The organism is Pseudarthrobacter sp. L19, assembly GCF_050859435.1.
Lineage (GTDB): Bacteria > Actinomycetota > Actinomycetes > Actinomycetales > Micrococcaceae > Arthrobacter.
This window is the reverse complement of the sequence record NZ_CP193935.1, coordinates 1,957,808-1,973,560: the sequence shown is the minus strand read 5'-3', so window position 1 is coordinate 1,973,560 and position 15,753 is coordinate 1,957,808. Positions and strand designations below refer to the sequence as shown.

At 70.4% G+C, this 15,753-nt stretch carries 11 protein-coding genes and 3 pseudogenes; 8 read left to right on the top strand and 6 right to left on the bottom strand.

Annotated elements, in window-relative coordinates:
* Nucleotides 1-118 precede the first annotated feature (118 nt).
* From ACRQ5B_RS09345 to ACRQ5B_RS09320, 6 genes and pseudogenes are all read left to right on the top strand, one after another.
* A pseudogene (locus tag ACRQ5B_RS09345) lies at nt 119-3,067 on the top strand (condensation domain-containing protein); the annotation flags it as partial.
* 104 nt (nt 3,068-3,171) lie between these two features.
* A complete protein-coding gene (locus tag ACRQ5B_RS09340) occupies nt 3,172-4,845 on the top strand; it encodes a thioesterase domain-containing protein (protein WP_432393449.1) in 1,674 nt (557 codons plus the stop codon).
* Between the two features lie 64 nt (nt 4,846-4,909).
* Entirely contained in the window at nt 4,910-5,122 is a 213-nt protein-coding gene (locus tag ACRQ5B_RS09335; protein ID WP_432393447.1) for an MbtH family protein, read from the top strand.
* Nucleotides 5,119-6,105 carry an ATP-binding cassette domain-containing protein gene (locus ACRQ5B_RS09330; protein WP_432393445.1) on the top strand — a complete coding sequence of 329 codons (987 nt, stop codon included), beginning with the start codon at nt 5,119-5,121 and terminating at the stop codon, nt 6,103-6,105. Before ACRQ5B_RS09335 ends, ACRQ5B_RS09330 begins: the two co-directional genes overlap by 4 nt.
* On the top strand, nt 6,102-6,902 hold the full coding sequence (locus ACRQ5B_RS09325) for an ABC transporter permease (RefSeq protein ID WP_432393443.1): 801 nt from the start codon (nt 6,102-6,104) through the stop codon (nt 6,900-6,902). Before ACRQ5B_RS09330 ends, ACRQ5B_RS09325 begins: the two co-directional genes overlap by 4 nt.
* 2 nt (nt 6,903-6,904) lie before the next feature.
* Entirely contained in the window at nt 6,905-7,681 is a 777-nt protein-coding gene (locus tag ACRQ5B_RS09320; RefSeq protein WP_432393441.1) for a 4'-phosphopantetheinyl transferase family protein, read from the top strand.
* Nucleotides 7,682-7,809: 128 nt separating this feature from the next.
* Here the strand turns inward: ACRQ5B_RS09320 and ACRQ5B_RS09315 are convergent, their stop codons facing one another.
* On the bottom strand, nt 7,810-8,349 hold the full coding sequence (locus ACRQ5B_RS09315) for a hypothetical protein (protein ID WP_412883867.1): 540 nt from the start codon (nt 8,347-8,349) through the stop codon (nt 7,810-7,812).
* A 172-nt stretch (nt 8,350-8,521) separates the two neighbouring features.
* On the opposite strand from ACRQ5B_RS09315, the gene ACRQ5B_RS09310 reads away from it, so the two are divergent.
* Both ACRQ5B_RS09310 and ACRQ5B_RS09305 read left to right on the top strand, forming a co-directional pair.
* A complete protein-coding gene (locus ACRQ5B_RS09310) occupies nt 8,522-9,388 on the top strand; it encodes a DUF1206 domain-containing protein (protein WP_432393439.1) in 867 nt (288 codons plus the stop codon).
* A gap of 101 nt (nt 9,389-9,489) precedes the next feature.
* Nucleotides 9,490-10,071 carry a hypothetical protein gene (locus ACRQ5B_RS09305; protein ID WP_432393437.1) on the top strand — a complete coding sequence of 194 codons (582 nt, stop codon included), beginning with the start codon at nt 9,490-9,492 and terminating at the stop codon, nt 10,069-10,071.
* A 33-nt stretch (nt 10,072-10,104) separates the two neighbouring features.
* Here ACRQ5B_RS09305 and ACRQ5B_RS09300 read toward each other — a convergent pair whose 3' ends face one another.
* The 5 genes and pseudogenes from ACRQ5B_RS09300 to ACRQ5B_RS09280 form a co-directional block, all read right to left on the bottom strand.
* Nucleotides 10,105-11,094 (bottom strand): DNA topoisomerase IB, encoded by a 990-nt coding sequence (locus ACRQ5B_RS09300; protein WP_412883869.1) that lies wholly within the window; start codon nt 11,092-11,094, stop codon nt 10,105-10,107.
* A 107-nt stretch (nt 11,095-11,201) separates the two neighbouring features.
* Complete coding sequence (locus tag ACRQ5B_RS09295) at nt 11,202-12,650, bottom strand: FAD-dependent oxidoreductase (RefSeq protein ID WP_432393434.1); 1,449 nt, start codon at nt 12,648-12,650, stop codon at nt 11,202-11,204.
* Between the two features lie 44 nt (nt 12,651-12,694).
* Nucleotides 12,695-13,949 (bottom strand): annotated as a pseudogene (gene cobA / locus ACRQ5B_RS09290) (uroporphyrinogen-III C-methyltransferase).
* 108 nt (nt 13,950-14,057) lie between these two features.
* Nucleotides 14,058-15,001 (bottom strand): annotated as a pseudogene (locus ACRQ5B_RS09285) (ABC transporter permease).
* A complete protein-coding gene (locus ACRQ5B_RS09280; protein WP_432393432.1) occupies nt 14,991-15,716 on the bottom strand; it encodes an ABC transporter ATP-binding protein in 726 nt (241 codons plus the stop codon). The pseudogene ACRQ5B_RS09285 and the gene ACRQ5B_RS09280 overlap by 11 nt, the downstream one beginning before the upstream one ends.
* Nucleotides 15,717-15,753: the final 37 nt, after the last annotated feature.

Sequence of the window (15,753 nt, the reverse complement as noted above, 5' to 3'; positions counted from 1 at the left end):
CGGGAGTGCCGGGCGAACTGTATTTGGCCGGCGAGGGCATGGCCCGGGGTACGACGGCCGCCCGGCTGAGACGGCATCCAGGTTTGTGGCGAACCCCTACGCGGCCGACGGCAGCCGCATGTACCGCACCGGCGACCTGGTCCGCCGCCTGCCGGACGGTGACCTGCAGTTCCTGTCCCGTACGGACGAGCAGGTCAAGGTCCGCGGCTTCCGCGTCGAGCTCGGTGAGATCGAGGCCGTGCTCCGCTCTCACGCCGGGGTGGAACGGGCGGTGGCGATTGCCGACGGCGTCCCGGCCCACCGGATCGTGGCTTACTACACGGGTCACGCCGCGCCGGAGGAGCTGCGGGCGCTGGCCGGAGACCGCCTGCCCGATTACATGGTCCCCGCCGTCTTCATGCCCCTGCCGGCCATTCCACTGACGCCGCACGGCAAGCTGGACCGCAGGGCGCTCCCCGCGGCCACGGCCACCGCGGGTGCCGGGGAGGCGCCGGCGACGCCGGACGAACACACCATGTGCGGAATCTTCGGCGGTGTCCTGGGCGTGGACACGGTCTCCCTGGCCGATGACTTCTTTGCCCTCGGCGGCCACTCCCTCCTGGCGGTCGCCATGATGGGCGGCATCCGGGATGCTTTCGGCGTCGACTTGCCGCTGCGCACCCTGTTCAACGAACCGACTCCCGCCGGGTTGCTCTCCGCCGTCCACCGGCAGACCGGTGCGGTGGACGGCACCTCCGGACCGGCGGAGGGCACCGACGGCGGCCCGATGTCCGCGGGCCGGACGTCCCTGGCCGACTGGCTGTCGGGGCCGGATTCTGTCCGGCCCGAACGTCCCGCGCTGTCCCCCGCGCAGTCCCGGATGTGGTTCCTCAACCAGCTGGATCCGGGCTCGGCTGACTACAACATCTCGCTGGCGGTCCGGCTCACCGGCAGCCTCGACGAGGCAGCGCTGGATGCTGCCGTCCGCGCCCTCGTTGGCCGGCATGAGGTGCTCCGGACCGTCTACCCGGAAACCGGCGGGGTCGCTGAGCAGCATGTGCTGGCCCCCGACGGCCCGGCTGCGGCAGCCATGAGCCTCGAGGTGGTCGACGCCGGTTCCGACGCCGAGGTGGAAGCCCTCCTCGCCGCGGAGGCGGGCCGAGGCTTTGACGTCCGGTCCGACCTCCCGCTGCGGGCCCGGTTGATCCGCGTCGGCCCGGCCAGTGCCGACAGCAAGGACCGCACGTGGGTTCTTCACCTTGTGATGCACCATATCGCCAGCGACGGCGCCTCCCTGGCTCCGCTGGCCAGGGACCTCTCGGCCGGCTATGCGGCCGCCCTCGCCGGCACTCCCGCGGCGGAGCCTGCGCCATTGCCGCTGCAGTATGCCGACTACGCCCAATGGCAAGGCCAGCAACTCTCTGGTCCGGCCCTGCAGGCCAAGCTGGACCGCTGCCAGGAGGACCTTTCGGGCATACCGGCCGAGCTTGCTCTGCCGGCCGACCACCGCCGGCCGCGGGAAGCCCGGCAGCCCGGACGGCAGCTGTCCTTCCGGTTGTCTCCCGCCGCTACTGCTTCCATAAATGCGGTGGCGGCCGCGGCCAACGCCAGCCAGTTCATGGCTCTTCACGCCGTCCTGGCCGGCTTCCTGCACCGGTCCGGTGCCGGTGATGACCTGGTGATCGGGTCCCCTACTGCGGGGCGGACGGACCCTGCCCTGCGGGATCTGGTCGGGTTCTTCGTCAATACCCTCCCGCTGCGCGTGGACGCCTCCGGCGACCCCAGCCTGCGGACCATGGTGGCCCGCTCCAGGAAGAGCATCCTGGCCGCCTTTGACCGCGACGATGTCCCGTTCGAGCGGCTGGTCGAAGCGGTGAACCCGGAGCGTGAACTGGGCCGTCACCCGTTGTTCCAGACCATGCTGACGGTCGACAGCGAGGCGCCGTCCGTCCCTGAACTGCCCGGGCTGCGGGTCACCCCGGAGCCGGAGGCACCGACCGGTGAAGCCAAGTTCGATCTCTCCTTCACGTTCCGGCCAGCCCCCGGGGATGGACTCAACGCCACCCTCGACTACAACGCGGCCATGTTCGAGGAGGACACCGCCCGGCGCCTGGCGGATGCGTTCGTTCGCTTCGCGGAACTGGCAGGCGGGTCCCCGGATTCGCCGGTCGCCTTGTTGCCGCTGGTCAGCGACGATGAGGCCGGGCAACTGATGCGGGCCACCGCCGGTGCCGAGCATGACGCCGGCGCCGGGTTGGGAGTGCTGGCGGCCCTCGAGGCGACGGCCCGTTCGACCCCACAGTCAACGGCGCTCGTCGCCGACGGCCGGGCCTTGAGCTATGCCAGCCTCACTGCTTCCGCCACCCGCATCGGCGCCGCCCTGACCTCGGCGGGGGTCGACGTCGGGGACGTCGTGTCCGTGATGCTTCCGCGCTCTGCCGGGACCGTGGAGGGAATGTTCGGGGTGCTGGCCGCTGGCGCGATCTACAACCCGATCGACACCGATTACCCCGACGAAAGAGCCGCGGCCATCATCGAAGACGGTGCCCCGGCGGTCCTGCTGACCTCCCGTGGCGAAGCCGACCGGGTAGACCGGCTGCTGGCCGGCCTCCGGCGACGGCCTTCGGTGCTCCTGCTCGAGGATCTCGCCGAAGGGGATGTGGCCGGGGACCTCGACGACCTGTCGGCCTTCCGCGACGTGGGTCATGAGCAGACGGCCTACGTCATGTTCACCTCCGGCTCCACCGGCCGCCCCAAGGGCGTCGAGGTCAGCCACGGCGCACTCGCCGCCCTGCTGTCCTCGCACCGGGGCACGCTGATGTCGGGCGTCTCAGGCCGGCAGAAGGTCGCCCACACCACCGGCGTCGGCTTCGACGCTTCGTGGGACCCGATCCTGTGGATGGTGGCGGGCCACGAGCTGCACATGATCGACGACCCGACCCGGCGCGATCCGGAACAACTCGCGGGCTACTTCTCCGGCCACGGCGTCTCGGTGTGGGAGACCACCCCGGGCTACGTCCGGCAACTGCTGGCCGAACCGGCCTTCGCGGAATTGCTCGACAGCCACGCCACCCGGGGCGGCGTGTTCAGCCTGGCCCTCGGCGGCGAGGCCTTCGACGCCGACCTCTGGAGCACGCTCGCGGCGCACCCGGGGTCCGCGCGTGGAACCTCTACGGGCCCACCGAAGCCACCGTGGACACGGTGCTGGCCCGGGTCGGCGACTCCGCCGAGCCGCTGCTGGGCTCGCCCACCGCCGGAACCAGGCTGTACGTCCTGGACCACCGGCTGCAGCACGTCATGCCCGGCGCTTCCGGCGAACTGTATCTCGCGGGACCGCAGCTGGCCCGTGGCTACCGGGGGCGCCCGGACCTGACGGCGGAGCGTTTCGTCGCCGACCCCTTCACCGGCCGCGGCGAGCGCATGTACCGGACCGGCGACCTGGTCTTCCGCCACGCGGACGGACGACTGGTCTTCGGCGGCCGCAACGACGACCAGCTGAAGATTCGCGGGTTCCGCGTGGAGCCCGGCGAGGTCGAACGCGCCCTGGGCCACGCCCCCGGTATCGGCCAGGCTGTGGTCCGGGCCGTCGGGACCGGCGGTTCCGACACACGCCTGGTCGGCTACGTGGTCCCGGACGGTTCGGGCGCCGAGGCCTCGGAGCTCGCCTCAACTGCCCGCGCCTACGTCAAGGCGATCCTGCCGGACTACATGGTGCCGGCCGCCGTCGTCGTCATCGACCAAGTGCCCCTTACCGCGCACGGCAAGGTCGACACCGCCGCGCTGCCTGACCCCGGAACCAGCGTCCGGGCCGCCGGCCGCCCGGCGGGAACACCGCGGGAGAAAGCCGTCGCCGGCGTGTTCGCGGAGGTCCTCTCCCTTGACCGGGTGGGTGTCGACGAGTCGTTCTTCGAACTGGGCGGACACTCGTTCCTGGCCCGGCCGCTGATCACCAAGATTAACGCGGCGCTCGGCACGGATCTCCAGGTCCAGTCGCTGTTCCGGGCACCGACGGTCGAGGGTCTGCTGCGGGAGGCATCGAAGGGTGCCGCCGAGAGCACGGCCGAAAGCCTGCGCCAGCTCCTGCCCTTGCGGACCAGCGGGACCAAGCTGCCGCTCTTCGCCGTCCATCCGGCATCGGGCATCAGCTGGGGCTACGCCTCAATGCTGGGCCATCTCGACCCTGAACGGCCGTTGATCGGGCTGCAGATGCCCGGGATGGAGCCGGGACGGACACACCAGGTGGACGCCGGCAGCCTGACCGAGCTGGCGGATGACTACATCGCCCGGATCCGCTCGGTCCAGCCGGAGGGGCCGTATCACCTGATGGGCTGGTCGTTCGGCGGCCACTTGGTCCACCGCTTGGCCACCCGGCTGCAGGAGCTCGGCGATGAGGTAGCCTTCCTGGCGATCCTGGATGCCTTCCCGGGCAACGTGGAGAACAACGCCGACGTCGGGACAGGGCCGGCCCTTTGGGCCAGCTACCTGGACGCGCAGGGCTATGAGCTCTCGGATGAGGACCGTGCCGCCATGGACGGGCCGCGCGCACTCCAGATCCTCCGGGAGCACGACAACCCGCTGGGCACGGTGCCGCTGGAATCCGTCCAGGCGATGGTGGCGAATTTCCCGGAGCTGGCGCGGCTCATTCGGACCGGACGGCCCGGCGTGTTCGACGGTGACCTGCTCTTCTTTCGGGCCACCCGCGACATTCCTGCGGGGACCCCGGACAGCACGGCCTGGGCGCCCTTCATCACCGGGGACATCACCGAAGTGGAGGTGGATGACCGCCATTCACAGCTGTTAAGTGACCGGGCTCTCAGCGCCATCATGCCCGCCCTGGCAATCCACTTGGGCCCGCGAGCCGAATAACCAATGATGCCCCTGATGCAGTTGAGGGGCGGTCCGAACGACAGAACCGACAGGAAAGGTCGACGTGACGAACCCCTTCGATGACAAGTCCGCAACGTTCTCCGTGCTCGTGAACGAGTACCAGCAGCACTCCCTCTGGCCCGCCTTCGCGGCCGTACCGCAAGGCTGGGTGACCATGTTCGGCCCGGACAGCCGTGAGGCCTGCCTGGACTACGTGTCCCGGACGTGGACCGACATGGCACCGCGTAAAGTCGCCGAACTCGCCGCTTCGCAGTGATCCGGATCGAGAACGTCAGCAAGAGCTTCGGGAATTTCAAGGCCCTGGACGGACTCACCCTGCGGGCCGGGGAGGGAACGGTGCTTGGCCTGCTGGGACCGAATGGCTCCGGCAAGACCACCACCGTCAAGATCCTCACCACCCTTTTGAGCCCGGACAGCGGAGACGCACGGGTGGCCGGGTACTCGGTCGTCAAGGAACCGGGCAAGGTACGCCGTAACCTCGGCCTGTCCGGCCAGTACGCGGCGGTGGACGAAAAATTGACGGCCTTCGAAAACCTGCACATGGTGGGCCGGTTGTACGGGCTGAGTCATCGCTCGGCCTCGGCGCGGGCGCATGAGTTGCTGCTCAACTTCCGGCTTGACGACGTCGCGGGTAAACGTGCCGGGACGTTCTCGGGCGGAATGCGGCGCCGCCTGGACCTGGCCGGGGCCATCGTGGCCCGGCCCAAGGTCGTCGTCCTCGACGAACCCACCACCGGCCTCGACCCACGCGGCCGCCTCGACACCTGGGATGTGGTGTCCCGCCTCGTCGCGGACGGCACCACGGTCCTGCTAACAACCCAGTACCTCGAGGAAGCGGACCGCCTCGCGGACCATATTGCCGTGATCAACCACGGCAGCGTGATCGCCGAGGGCACGGCCTCCGAACTGAAGCAGCGCGCCGGAACGGAACGAATCGACGTCGTGCTGCGGAACGCCGGGGACCTCGAAGCTGCCGCCGCGGTACTGTCCCGCGCCGCCGGCGCCAAGGCCGAGGAAGACCCGCAGAACCTGCGGATCTCCGTCGCCGCCCCCGGCGGCCACCGCCTGCTGGTCCACGTTCTTTCCGAACTCGACGCCCAATCCGTGCACGTCGAGGAGGCAGCCCTGCGCCGGCCCACCCTGGACGATGTCTTCCTGCAGCTGACCGGGCAGGGACAGGCGGAGGGCGGGGTCTCCGCCACCGACCGGATTTCCGAGACGGCGGGGGTGTCCGCATGAGTGCCATCGCCGCTGCCGCCCGGGACAGCTCGGTTATCGCCCGGCGCAACCTGATCAACGTGCTGCGCACCCCGGGGGCGCTGGTCACCGGCATTGTGCAGCCCGTGATGTTCGTCCTGCTGCTGGGCTTCGTCTTTGGCGGGGCGCTTGGCGGAGACCAGTACCGCAGCTACCTGATCGGCGGAATCCTGGCCCAGACGCTGACGTTCAACGCGTCCTTCACGGCCGTCTACCTGGCCAAGGACCTGCAACTGGGTCTGATCGACAGGTTCCGCTCGTTGCCGATGTCCCGCGTGGCGGTCATCCTGGGGCGCACGTCCTCCGACCTCTCGACCAGCGTCCTCTCCGTTGCCGTGACGCTGCTGTGCGGGCTGGCGATCGGCTGGCGGATCACCACCGGCCCCGGTTCCGCCCTCGCGGCACTGGCCCTGCTCCTGCTGTTCGCTTTCGCGGTGTCGTGGATCGGCGCCGTCATCGCCCTCACCGCTCGGAGCGTCGAGGTCGCCCAAAGCCTGGGCCTGGTCTGGCTGTTCCCCGTGACGTTCGTTTCCGGCGCTTTCGTCCCTGTCAGCTCGCTTCCAGGACCCTTGCGCGCCATCGCCGAGTGGAACCCGGTGACCGCTGTGGCAACGGCCGCCCGCGAGCTCTTCGGAAACGCGGCCCCCGCAGGTTTTGCGGCGCCCGGCGGATGGGCCGCGGATAACGCGGTGCTCTACTCGGTCCTGTGCAGCCTGGCAATCATCGCCGTCTTCGCCCCGCTGGCGATCGCGCAGTACCGCCGGATCAGCAAGCGGTGACAATGCCCGACGGTGGCGCCGCGGGCCCCGTTTATCTCACGGCGGCCGCCGCCGCGGTCCAGGCGGCGGCGGAGCCGGCAGGCGGTTTGGAGACGTTCCTCTCCCCCGACGAACAGCGGTCAATGCTGCGCTTCAAACACGAAACTGACCGGTTGGATTACGCCGCATCGCATGCACTCTTTCGGCTCCTGGCTGCCAGGCAGTTGGGGTTAAGTCCGGGCGGGGCCGCAGGACTGCCGGTCAGTCGGCGTTGCGCCGGGTGCGGCAGTTCGGAACACGGCAAGCCGTCCATCGCCGGCGTGGAGCTGAGCCTGTCCCGAAGCCACGGCGTTGTCATGGCCGCGGCGGGACCCGCCGGGACGCAGCTGGGAGCGGACATTGAAAGAATCCCCTCTGACCTCTTTGCCGGCTTTGACGACTACGTCCTGGCGCCTGAGGAGCGGACCGGGCCGGGAATGGCGCAACCCCCGGAGAGTTCACTACACGGCGATGTCATCCGGCGCACAGCGCGGATAGCACTCTGGGTCGCGAAAGAGGCCGTGCTCAAGGCCGCCGGCCTGGGCCTCGCACTCGACCCGTCCACGGTGTCCTTGGTGGACGCCGGCGGTATTGAGGCGCCGGGCTCGGCTTCACGGTTGCAGGCCACGGGCACCGGGCATCCGTCCGTTGACGGCCTGCTCGCCGCCGCGGTTCCGGCTCCGGCCGGCTACCTCGCCGCCATTGCGGCGCGCGACGGTGTTCCGGGACACTCCCTACCGCTCTCCGCTCTCTTTTCCTGAGCCGCGGCCCCAAGCACGTCCGTCCTGCCGGCACAGCACGGCGGGGCCGGATCCGGTGCCGGGAAGGTTCCCGGGCCGGTTCCGACCCCGCCGTGGTGGTGCCGTGGAACGAACGTGCTGCTGAAGGACTAGGAGCGGCCCAGGCCCTTGAGGACGTTCTTCGGCCGCTGCATCTCGCCGTGCTTGGCGCCGAGGACAATGACCCACCCGGCGAAGACCGGGATGGCCCACTGCAGGATCTTCAGCTGCTGCTGTGCGGAGCGGAGTTCCTCGGAGGCGCCCGGCTTCGGTTCGGTGGCACCCTCGGCACCTTCGGCGGCGAGCTTCTCCACCTTGGCGCCCTGCATGCCGGCGTAGAGGGTGACGCCCGCACCGGCGGCGGTCACGATGGACTTGTAGATGCTCAGCCGGGTGACGCCGTCCTGCTTGGCCATCCGGCCCTTGTTCTCCCACATGATGGCCAGGCCGGAGAGGAAGTGCGCGCCGAAGGCCGCGGTCTGGTACGGGGCCCACTTCTTCCAGCCCAGGCTGGAGAGACGGGTACGCTCGGCCGGGTCCTTGGCCTCCGCGGTGGCACCGTTGAGTCCGATGGCGCCCATCAGCGAGCCGCCAAACCAGGCGCCTGCGGTCAAATCGTGAATGGAACGTGCAACGAGGTTTCCTGCCATGATGAGCTTCCTATCGTCTGTCTGCGGGTCCGGGCCGGCACGGCCAAGAATCAACCATGCCCCAGCACATAGTAAGCACACTTACCAACAAGTGTGAAGTCCGGGCTCACCGCCGGCTGGCCACTGGCGTCAACGTCCGGGACACACCCTCCCGGCGCGTAAACTCAGGCCCATGAAACGGCAGACGGACTGGGTGCGTGGCGGCGGCACGGCACCGGACGTCGACGGCGGACTCGACGACGCCGTTGACGCGGCCGAGGCCGCCTCCAACAGCCGGGCGCTCGACGTCGTCGCCCGCTGGGGATTCGCGGTGATGGCCCTGCTGCACATCGTCATCGGCGCGATCGCCGTCGCCTTGGTCCTGGGCGCGCCCGGCCAGGCCGAACCCACCGGCGCCATCGAGCAGCTTGCCGACAACCCGTGGGGCCCGGCCGTGATGTGGTCCGGGTTTATCGGCTGCGCGGGCCTCTCATTGTGGCAGCTCAGCGAGGCCACCCTACGGGCACGGCACCTGCCGCGCGGCGAGCGCCTAGGCAAGCTGGTCTCCTCAGGGTTCCTGGCCGTGGCCTACGGCAGCGTGGGCTGGACCTTTGCGAATTTCGCGATCGGGGTCCGGAGCGACTCGGGTGATTCCACGGCCGCCTTCAGCGAAGACGTGATGAGCCGCCCGCTCGGCGGCCCGCTGCTGATCGGTCTGGGCCTAACCGTCGGCGGGATCGGCGTATATTTCGTGGTCAAGGGGCTGGGGAAGAAGTTCAAGGAGGAGCTGCGGCACTTCGAGGGCACCCACCGCGGCCACCTGATCAGCGGTTTGGGCGTGGCCGGGCACGTCGCGAAGGGCGTGGCCCTGATCCTTACCGGCCTGCTGTTTGTCATGGCGGAGGTCACCGATGACCCCGCCTCCTCCACCGGCCTGGACGGGAGCCTGAAGGCCCTCCAGCATCACCCGTTCGGCCCGTTCCTGCTGCTGGCCATCGGCGCCGGCTTCATCGCCTACGGCCTGTTCGCCCTGATCCGGGCCCGCTTCGGGCGGATGTAGCCGGGCCCGGCGGCCCTGTTCCCGACTCCGCGGCGGGACTATCGTAGAGGCAGCCCCCGGACCCTTCCCTCCGCTCGGCCCGGCGGCGTGCGAGGTCCGCGATGAGTTATGTTCCCGTCAGCCGGCGCACCCTGCGGCGGCGCCGCGAATCCGAGCGGTCCACCAGACGCCTGGTGGCCGGACTGTCGTTCGCGGCCGCGGTGGTGTGGCTGCTCTCGGTTGGCGCCTCCACGGTCATCAGGGTGGGCGCCCCGGCGTACACCTTCGCCGTCGTCCTGCATGTCATGTCCCTGGTGGTCGCCTTCGGCGCAATCATCCTGGTCGACTGGCACGGCTTCCTCTGGCTGCTCGGCCGCCGGTCCCTCTCCGAGATCATCCGGCTCGACGGCGCCGCCACTCCGCTGATCTGGGGCGGCCTGGCCGGGATGCTGGTCACCGGGGCGTTTCTGAGCCCGCACCTGACGAGCCCCATGACGGACCTGAAACTCGCCGCCGTCTTGGTGCTGAGCCTCAACGGGATCATGCTCATTCCGCTGATGCGCCGCTTGGCGCACCTGCCCCCGGGCACCCGCTTCGGCGCCCTCACCACCGGCCAGCGGATTCACATGATGGCCTGCCTGGCCATCTCGCAGGCCTGCTGGTGGACAGCCATCGTGGTGGGGTTCATCAACGCCGAGTCCTGAGCCCCCGGAACCGGGCGCCCCCGCCAAGCGCGCTCAGCGCAGCGGCACCACGTTGCCCTCCTGGTAGAGCAGGGCGCGGATCTCCGACTCGGCCGAGTCCAGCCTCTTGGGGTCGATGGTCTCGCCCGCGGCGAAGTGGTCCAGCAGCCGCGGGTCGACATAGCTCTTGCGGGCGATCGAGGGCGTATTGCCGAGGACGGCGGAGGCGTCCACCATGGCCCGGCTCACCGCCCGCTTCCGTGCCGAGACCTTCGGCTGTGGACCGCTCTTGGCCAGGCTCACCGCGGCCGCGACGGTACCCCGGAGGGTCCGGAAGTCCTTAGCGGTGAAGTCCCCGCCGGTGCGCTCCTTGACGTACTCGTTGATCTCGGCGCTCGTCACGGGGTGCCAGCTGCGTCCATTCTTGTAGGCAAGCAGGCGGGCGTTGCCGCCGCGGCGCTTGAGTGATCGGACGACGGCGGCCAGGTCGGCGTCGTCGATGCGGGACTCCCAGGTCTTGCCGCTCTTGGCCGGGAAGGTCAGGCGCAGCTCGTCCTTGCGGACGGTGACGTGGGCGCAGAGCAGGGTGGCGAGGCCGTGGCTGCCGTTTTCGTTCGTATAGCGCTCCGAGCCAACCCGCAGCGAACCGCTGTCGAGCATCCGGAAGGCGGCCGCGAGCACCCGCTCCCGGGTGAGGCCCTCGGACCGGAGGTCCAGGGTGACCCCGCGCCGCGCGGAGGGCAGCGTCTCGGCGAGCTGGAGCGACCGGTCGAACTTCACCCGGTCCTTCCGCTCCCGCCAGGTCGGGTGGTAAATGTACTGCCGGCGGCCGACGGCATCCACACCCGTGGCCTGGATGTGCCCGTTCTCGTAGGGGGCGATCCAGACGTCCGTCCAGGCCGGCGGGATGCCGAGGCCTTCCAGCCGGTCCCGGAGCTCGCCGGGCGGAATGGTGGAACCGTCCAGGTCCTTGTAGCTGAACCCGGAACCGGAGGGCACGCGTCGGTAGCCGCGGCCGGAGGCGTTGCTGCGGCGGAGCCTCACCGGAGCGGCCCGAGCGTCGAGTGTGCGTTCATGACGGTAAGCCTACTGACTATCCGCCCGGAATGCCGCCACTTTGGACGCGCGGTGTTCCCCGGATTCGGTGTCCCCTAGACCTGTGCCGTCACCCCGCCTCGGGAGATCTCCACCATCTCGTCCCGGGGGACCACCTTGATGCGTTCGCGCCGGAGGCCCGCGTCCGCAGCGCGGCCGCCCAGGTCCCGCTCGTGGGCATCCAGGGCCAGCCATCCCTCCCAAGTGGTGAAATCGGTGCCGCGTTCCTCCAGCAGGGCGACGACGGCGTCCGAGGCAGGTGCGGGGGCAGCCGGCAGGGTTTCCCGGTCCTCCAGCAGGAGGGTAATGGTCTCCAGGGCGTCGCCCTTGGTGTGGCCGATCAGGCCCACCGGGCCGCGCTTGATCCAGCCGGTGGCGTAAAGGCCCGGCACGTGGGTGCCCCCGGCATCCAGCACCCGGCCGCCGTCGTTCGGGATCACTCCCTTGCTGTGATCGAAGTCCACCTCGGGGAGGGCGGAACCGAAGTAGCCGATGGCGCGGTAGACGGCCTGGACCGGGTAGTCGACGAACTCGCCGGTGCCGCGGGCGTTGCCGGTGCCGTCGAGTTCGGTCCGTTCAAAGCGAATCCCGGCTACCGTGCCCGGCGCCGACGCGTCGTCGTATACCTCAACCGGGCTGTGCAGGAAGTGCAGGTGCAGCCGGCGGGAAGCCGTGAGCTCGGACAGGTCCTCGGGCTGCTCGGCGATCCAGTTCGTGAGCGTGCCCACCATGGTCTTGATCTGGTTATTGGACTGAATCGCCTCATCCGAGGCCTCATCAAACTCGAAGTCCTCCGCATAGAGGACGATGTCCACGTCCTTCGAGTGCGAGAGTTCGCGCAGTTCCAGCGGGGTGAACTTCACCTGCGCCGGACCGCGTCGGCCGAACACGTGCACATCGGTGACCGGGGAGGCCTTGAGCCCGGCGTAGACGTTGTCCGGAATCTCGGTCACCAGCAGGTCATCGGCATGCTTGGACAGGATCCGGGCCACATCCAGGGCCACGTTGCCGTTACCGATCACCGCGATCTCCTTCGCCTCCAGCGGCCACTCCCGCGGCACGTCCGGGTGCCCGTCGTACCAGGACACAAAGTCCGCGCCGCCGAAGGAACCCGCCAGGTCGATGCCGGGGATGTTCAGGTCCGCGTCCTTGATCGCGCCCGTGGCGAAGATGACCGCGTCGTAGTGGGTGCGCAGGTCCGCGAGGGTGAGGTCCGTGCCGAAGTCGACGTTGCCGAAGAAGCGGATGTCGCCGCGGTCCAGGACCTTGTGCAGGGCGTTGACGATGCCCTTGATCCGGGGGTGGTCCGGGGCCACGCCGTAGCGGATTAGGCCGTAGGGTGCCGGGTACCGGTCGAAGAGGTCGATGCTAACGGTGAGCGCGCCGCTGGTGACGGCCTCGCTCTTGGTCAGGATGTCCGCGGCGTAGACGCCGGCCGGTCCGGCGCCGATCACGGCGACGCGGAGCGGACGGGCGGGGGTTCCTGCGGGGAGGGTTGCTGACACGGCTGTGTTCCTTTGGTTCGGGCGGGGGCTGGTTCCGGGCGTGCTTAGGGGGCGGGGACGCGCGGGGTGTTCGGGGAGGTGGTGCTGTAATCCGCGGTCTTGAAGTGGGGCGGGGCGTAGGGGCTGACCCGGACGACGTCGCCGATGACCACGACGGCGGGGTTCGCCACCCCGGCGGCCTCCGCCTGGTCCGCGATTGTCCCGAGCGTCCCGATCGTGACCCGCTGGTTCGGCAGGTAGCCGTTCTCCACGATGCCAACCGGCGTTGCCGCGAGCAGACCCGCCGCCGCGAGGGTGGCCGCGGAGTCGCGCAGCCGCCCGACGCCCATGAGCAGGACGACAGTGTGGTCGGCCCGGGCCGGCACCTCCGCGAGCTCCTCGTGGCCGGTGACCACGCTGAAGCCCCTGGCCAGGCCGCGGTGCGTGACGGGGATGCCGGCGGCGGCGGGGACGGACACTGCGGACGTCACGCCGGGGACGAGTTCGACGTCCACGCCGTGCTGCCGGCAGTACTCGGCCTCCTCGCCGCCCCGGCCCAGGACGTACGGGTCGCCGCCCTTGAGCCGGACCACGCGGTGGCCGGCCAAGGCCTCGGCCACGAGGATCCGGTTGATCTCGGCCTGCGGGACGGGGTGGTGGCCGGGGTCTTGCCGACTTCCACCACGCGGACGTCGGGGGCGAGTTCGTCGAGCAGTTGCCGGGGTCCCAGCCGGTCGGCGACGACGACGTCGGCCTGGCCCAGGAGGCGCCGGCCGCGGACGGTGATCAGGCCTGGGTCGCCGGGGCCGCCGCCCACCAGGGCGACGGAGCCGGTGCCAGCCCTGCCCCGGCGCAGCGGCAGGTCTCCGGTGTCCAAAGCGGTGGCGACGGCGTCGCGCAGCGCCATGGCCCGGCGCGGGTCTCCCCGGCGTTGATGGCGATCTTGACGTCGTCCACGACGGCGACGGCGGGCGTCCAGGCGGCGGACGCCTCGTGGTCGGAGGCGTTGACGCACCAGGTCCGCTGCGCCTCGGCGTCGGCGGCGACCTGTGCGTCCACGGCCGGGTCACCGGTGGCGGTCTGGATGAACCAGGCGCCGTCGGCATCGCCGGGGCGGTAGGGCCGGGCCTTCCAGGCCAGGAGTCCGGCGTCGGCCAGCTCCCGCACCCCGGCCCCGGCCTCGGGGGCGACGAGCGTGACCCGTGCGCCGGCGTCCAGCAGGCCCTTGGCGCGGCGGGCGGCGACGGCTCCTCCGCCCACCACGAGTACGGGGCGGCCGAGCAGGCGCAGTGCGGCGGGATAGATGTCCTGGATGGTCATGCGTCGAGGGTAGGTCCCGGCCGGGCGGGCCGACCAGCGGCCGGGAAACACCGGTTCACGCGAGGTCACGGGGCGTCATCTGGGCTGTCATCTCTCTGGTCCGCCGGGTCAGCGGGTGCTGCCGGCCAGGAGCCCGCGGCGGCGGAGCAGGTGCTTCTCCACCGGGGCGAAGACCAGCAGTTCCACCAGGATGCCGATGGCGAGGATGAGCAGGATCGCGGCGAGGACCACCGTCATGTCAACGAGATCGCGGCCCTGGTTGAGCAGGGAGCCCAGGCCGAAGCCCATGCTGCCGCCCACGGTGATGATTTCGGCGGCCATCAGCGAGCGCCAGGAGAAGGCCCAACCCTGCTTGAGTCCGCCCAGGTAGCCGGGGAGGGCGGCGGGCAGGATGATCCGGAGGGTCAGGGCCAGCCGGGAGGCGCCGAGGACGGAGCCGACGCGGCGGTACTGCGGGGGATCTGGTCGACGCCGGAGATCAGGCCGTTGATGATCGACGGGATGGCCCCCATCAGGACCACGAAGTAGACGGTGGCGTCGCTGAGGCCGAACCAGATGATGGCCGCCGGCACCCACGCCACCGAGGGCAGCACCTGCAGTCCGGAGATCAGCGGCCCGAAGGCGCGCCGGAGCGGTGCCACCTGGGCCAGCAGCAGGCCCAGCGGCGTCGCGATGAGCACGCTGATGACGAACCCTGCGGCGCCGCGCTGCAGGGAGGTGGCCACGGCCTGTTGCAGGGTGGCCTCACCCCAGAGGGCACCGAGCTGCCCGGCGACGTCGAGCGGACCGGGGACCAGGTCGCGGCGCTTGATGCCGAGCCAGACGTAGGCCTGCCAGGCCAGGAGGAGCACGGCCAGTGCGGCCACCGGCAGCAGCACCCGGGACCAGTCGATGCGGGCGGTCCGGGCAGCGGCGGACTGCAGCGAGTCGAGGCCGGCCTCCAGCTGGCGGAGGTCCTCGACGCCGGGACGAACTGTCTCCTCCCGGGCGGCGGAAGTGGGCGTGGCGGCTTCGGGGGCGGCGGCACGGGCGGCGGTGGGGCTAGTGGGCATGGCGGCGGATCTCCTCGCGTAGCCGGGCGGTGATGGCGCCGGAGAGCTGTCCGGCCAGTCCGGGGTCGGTGCGGTGTTCCGCGGTGACCTGCCATTCCTGGACCACCCGGCCCGGGCGGGAGGAGAGCAGCAGGACGCGCTGGCCCAGACGCACCGCCTCGGAGACGTTGTGGGTGACGAAGATGATGGTCCGGCCGGTTTCCTGCCAGACGCGTTCCAGTTCGTCGTGCAGCAGGTCCCGGGTGATGGCGTCGAGCGCGGCGAAGGGTTCGTCCATCAGCAGCAACGGCCGGTCCTGGGCCAGTGCCCGGGCCAGGGCCACCCGTTGGCGCATGCCGCCGGAGAGCTCGTGCGGGCGTTTGCCGCCCGCACCGGACAGGTGCACCAGGTCCAGCAGTTCCCCGGCCGTCCGGCGTCGTTCCGCCTTCCCCACTCCGCGGAGCGTGAGGGCCAGTTCGACGTTTTCCCGGGCGGTGAGCCAGGGAAAGAGGGCCGCGTCCTGGAACATGAACGCGGCGCCGTCGCTGGGCACCTCAAGGGCGCCGGCGGTGGGTGCCTCCAGCCCGGCGATGATGTTGAGCAGGGTGGATTTCCCGCAGCCCGAGGCGCCCAGCAGCGCCACGAACTCACCGGCGCCGATGCTTGCGTTCACGTCCTCCAGGACGGGCGCGCCGTCGTCGAAAGTCTTTCCGAGGTTTTCCAGCAGTACCGGCATGAGGAGGTCCTCCCTTGGTTGCGGTGGGGGCGGCGGG